This is a genomic window from Enterovirga sp. (assembly GCF_035325185.1).
Lineage (GTDB): Bacteria > Pseudomonadota > Alphaproteobacteria > Rhizobiales > Beijerinckiaceae > Enterovirga.
In genome coordinates, this window is record NZ_DAOLAJ010000012.1 from 30,542 (window position 1) to 35,094 (window position 4,553).

General features: G+C 70.6%; 3 protein-coding genes and 1 pseudogene. 2 read left to right on the forward strand and 2 right to left on the reverse strand.

Annotated elements, in window-relative coordinates; all coding sequences use genetic code 11:
* A pseudogene (locus PKD06_RS04205) lies at positions 1 to 160 on the reverse strand (flavin reductase); the annotation flags it as partial.
* Entirely contained in the window at positions 157 to 1,635 is a 1,479-nt protein-coding gene (locus tag PKD06_RS04210) for a hypothetical protein (RefSeq protein WP_324377908.1), read from the reverse strand. The pseudogene PKD06_RS04205 and the gene PKD06_RS04210, both read right to left, overlap by 4 nt.
* Positions 1,636 to 1,909: 274 nt before the next feature.
* Here PKD06_RS04210 and PKD06_RS04215 point away from each other — a divergent pair, with 274 nt between their 5' ends.
* Positions 1,910 to 2,797 carry an acyl-CoA acyltransferase gene (locus PKD06_RS04215; protein ID WP_324377909.1) on the forward strand — a complete coding sequence of 296 codons (888 nt, stop codon included), beginning with the start codon at positions 1,910 to 1,912 and terminating at the stop codon, positions 2,795 to 2,797.
* 40 nt (positions 2,798 to 2,837) lie between these two features.
* A complete protein-coding gene (locus PKD06_RS04220; RefSeq protein ID WP_324377911.1) occupies positions 2,838 to 4,553 on the forward strand; it encodes a thiamine pyrophosphate-binding protein in 1,716 nt (571 codons plus the stop codon).

Below are 4,553 nucleotides of genomic sequence, written 5' to 3' on the forward strand. Positions count from 1 at the left end.
CGACGGACAGGGACGTCACCGACGTCGCCGTGAGCCCGACCCGCTCTTCCCCGCTGCCCGCCGTGACCACGACCACTCCGCCCACGAGCCGCCGCATCGCCTGTTTCAGCAAGGCGGCGTCGACGTCCGACTGATCCATGGCGCAGGGAAGAGCGTTCATGAAAGCCTCGAATGCAGCGTATGGGGAGCCGATGCCGCGCCCTTCCGAAGAAGCGGCCAGCGCAGGTGGCTTCGGGACGGGCGGCCGTCCCTCGTTTCCCCTTGGCGATGCGCTCCGCCTGTCGGCGCCGCCGCCTCGGCCATCGCGGAAACCGCGTCCAGGACGGGGCGATCGCCGGACCGGGAGAGAGAGCGGAAGGCGTGGCCGGACCACAATGCCGTCGCCAGCTCCGAGGCGGCCAGCCCCGCCAGGGCCAGGACCGGAGGCAGGGTCAGCAGCATCGGGATCATGATGACGAAGCCGAGGGCGGCGGCAACGATGGCTCCCGTGGCGATCGTCCGAAAGGCGGCGCAGGCTTCCAGGTAGGCGCGCGGGATCGCATAGAGCAGCGAGATCGTCACGATGCCCCACACCCCGAACCCGATCCAGTTCATCGGCTCGTGGTTGAAGCGGCCGCGGAACAATTCGTGCTCGATCACCGGCAGCAGCACCCACATGCATGCTCCGTAGGCGAGGCACGCGAGCGCGACCAGCACGGTCGAGCGGACCACGAGGCGGTTGGCGGCCCGTCCCTGCCCCGAGGCGAGAAGCCCCGTGATCTCGGGCAGGACCATGTTGGTGAGGGCGTTCGTCGGAATGCGCAGCGGGGCGAAGAGGACAAGCGTCGCGGCGATCGGCGCATAGGCGGCCGGGCCGACGAGCGTCGCGAAGGCCAGGGTCAGGCCCTGGCCCTGCACGGTGATGCTGGTGACGCCGGTGAGGGACCAGAGCAGCGTCCGCCACAGGGCGAGATAGCGCCGCCACAGGCTCCGCCGGAACGTCACCCGGACGGGCTCGCGCAAAGCGGCGAAGGATACGCCGATCCCGACGGCATGGGCGATCGCCAGCGCCAGGAACGCATGCGTGAGGAGCACCGCGCGATTGTCGCGCAGGATCAGAAGCGCAAAGCACAGGCCCAGCACCGCATAGACGAGGTCGCTGACCCTCGCGATCCGCGACGCCTTGCGCGCGAGCAGGACGATACGGAGATAGCTGCGGAAGGCGTAGAGCCCGACGAAGGCGCCACCCGCCAGCGCGCCCCAGCCGATGGCGGGCGCCAGGGCCGCCGTCGCCGCCACCGCCATGGCGGAGGCGACGGCCAGGGCGCCCGAGCCGAACACCACGTCATAGCCGCGCTCGGCGGGACGGCCGAGGCTGCGCGACAGGAACAAGGTCGCCGGCACGGCGACGAGGGCCCGGATATAGGCGATGCCCACCGCCCCGCTGGTGAAGACGATCGCGAAGAGTCCGTAATCGTGCAGGCTGAGCGTCCGGACGAGGACGATATTGAGCACGAAATGAAACAGGGACTGGGTCAGCTCGCCCGTCAGGACCACGGCGAAACGCCGGCCGAAACCGCCGGCGGACGCGCCGGGCTCCCCCTTCAAGCCGTCCCAGGCCGCCGCCAGGGCCGATCTGCTTCGCGTGGTCAGCATCCGACGATCCGCATGAATTTCGCCACCGCCTCCGGGAGCGCGGACGATCCGACGACGATGCGACCGAAAGCCGGACGGCTTCGGGCTCGATTTTCCCGAAACCGCGCGTCCCTGTCCCATCTTCGTCGCCGCCGCGGCGCTCCCGGCCCGCTCCTGCAATTGCAAGGCCCCGCCGAAAGCAGGGAAAGCTGTCCGGTCGTGGCATGTCCTCGTCCCGGATCCGCACGGCGGGCGTCCAAATCCGGGACGAGGGGAGCAAGCCGAGATGCATGCCATGAGCGCAGCCACCGTTGCAGCCGCTTCCGCCACCAAGACGGAAGCGGCATCACCGCGGCGAGGCACGGTGCGATGCCGCAGGATCGCGCCGCACGACGAAAGCGGGCTCTCGCTCCTCCTGGCGCGGGGCTTCCCCGCGCTCTCCGCCGCCGGATGGGGACAGGCGCTGGCCCGGACCAGGACCTGGCACGAGACGGAGGGGCTGCCCGCTCCCGGCTTCCTGATCGAGGACGGCGACGTTCCCGTCGGCGTCCTCCTGACGATCTGGAGCCCCGGCGGGACGCGCTGCAATCTCTCGAGCTGGTATCTCGAGGAGGGCTATCGCCGCTACGGGCAGATGCTCGTCAGCGCCGCGCTCCGCGACCGCTCCGTCACCTATCTGAACATCAGCCCGGAGCGGCATACCTGGCCCATCATCGAGGCGCAGGGATTCCGCCGCTATACCGGCGGCGTCGTCGCCGCCCTGCCGCTGCTCGCCCTCGGAAGGCGGGGCGCGGGCGAAGAGGAGCCCCCCGCGGGCGCCGCCGTCGATCCCGCGGAGCGTCTCCTCGTGGAACAGCACCGGGCCATGGGATGCGTCGCGCTCTGGTGCGTCCTGGACGGGCGGGCCCATCCCTTGGTCTTCGCCCGCCGCACGGTCCGGCGCCTGCCCGTCGCCCAGCTCGTCTATTGCGCCGAGGGCACGGACTGGCGGCGTTGCGCGGGCGCGGTCGGGCGGGCGCTCGCCCGGCACGGACTCCTCGTCCTGCTCGCCGACGCGCCGGGGCCGATCCCCGGCCTGCCAGGACGTTTCCTGCCGGGACGCATGCCGAAATACGCGCGCGGCCCCGAGATTCCGCGCTGCGGAGACCTCTCCTACACGGAAACGGCGATATTCGGGACGTAGAGGCGACGCCCGCGACACCCGACACGCCCCAGGAGAGGACATGGACCACGAGGACCTGGACCACGAGGATCCCGCCGGCAGCCCCCCGCCGGTTCCCCGCAGCGCGGCGCAGGCGCTCGTGGACCAGCTCGTCGCCAACGGCGTGCGCCACGTCTTCACCGTGCCCGGGGAGAGCTTCCTGCCCGTGCTCGACGCCTTGTCCGATTCCGGCATCGCGATCACGGTCTGCCGCCAGGAGGGCGGAGCGGCGATGATGGCGGAAGCCCACGGCAAGGCCACGGGCCGGCCCGGCATCTGCTTCGTCACGCGCGGCCCCGGCGCGACGAACGCCTCGGCCGGCATCCATATCGCGCAGCAGGATTCGACGCCGATGATCATGTTCGTCGGCCAGGTCGAGCGCGGCCTGCGCGACCGCGAGGCGTGGCAGGAACTCGATTACCGCGCCGTCTTCGGCCCTCTCGCCAAATGGGCGACGGAGATCGAGGCGGGGGAGCGGGTGCCGGAATACGTCTCGCGCGCCTTCCACACCGCGACCGCCGGCCGCCCCGGCCCGGTCGTGGCCGCGCTGCCGAAGGACATGCTGAAGGAGAACCTGACTGGGCCTCTCGCCCGGCCCTTCGTTCCCGTCGAGGCCGCGCCGGGGGCGGAGGATCTCGAGCATCTCGCCGCCCTCTTGTCGCAGGCGCGCCGTCCCTTTCTCCTTCTGGGCGGCAGCCGCTGGAGCGAGGCGGCCTATGCCGAAATCCGCCGCTTCGCGGAGAATTTCGACCTGCCGGTCGGAACGAGCTATCGCCGCCTGCCGCTCTTCGACCCCCTCCATCCGAACTATGCCGGCGATGTCGGCCTCGGCGCCAATCCGAAGCTCGTCGCCCGCGTCAAGGCCGCCGATCTTCTGATCCTCTTAGGGGGGCGCCTCGGCGAGGTCGCGAGCCAGACCTATACGCTACTCGACATTCCGAACCCGCGCACGCGGCTCGTCCATATCCATCCCGGCCCGGAGGAGATCGGCCGGGTCTATGTCCCGCACCTCGCGATCAACGCCGCGCCATCGCGGATGGCCGCCGCGCTCGCGCGCTTGCCGCCGCCCACCGCCCCGGCCTGGGCGGGCGAGGCCCGCGCCGCCCATGCCGACTATCTCGCCTGGAGCGAGCACGAGACGCCCCAGCCGAGCCCCGTGAATCTCGGCCGCGTCATGATCCATCTGCGCGAGACGCTTCCCGAGGATGCCGTCATCTGCAACGGGGCGGGCAATTACGCGGCCTGGATCCACCGCTTCTACCGTTTCCGCCGCCTCGCCACCCACATCGCCCCGACCTCCGGCTCGATGGGCTACGGCGTGCCCGCGGCCGTGGCGATGAAGCGGCTCCATCCCGAGGGCACCGTGATCGCGTTCGCCGGCGACGGCGACTTTCTGATGAACGGGCAGGAATTCGCCACCGCCGTCCAGTACGGGCTGCCGATCATCTGCATCGTCTGCGACAATGCCAGCTACGGGACGATCCGCATGCATCAGGAAAGGGACTTTCCGGGCCGGGTCTGCGCGACCGACCTGCGCAATCCCGATTTCGCCGGCTATGCGCGCGTCTTCGGCGGATTCGGCGCGACAGTGGAGAAGACCGAGGATTTTCCGGCCGCCCTCGCGGCGGCGCGGGCTTCGGGGCTTCCCGCGATCATCCATCTGAAGATTTCGGTCGATGCGATCTTGCCGGGCATGAGCCTCGGCGCCATCCGCGAGAAGGCGCTGGCCTCGCGCTGA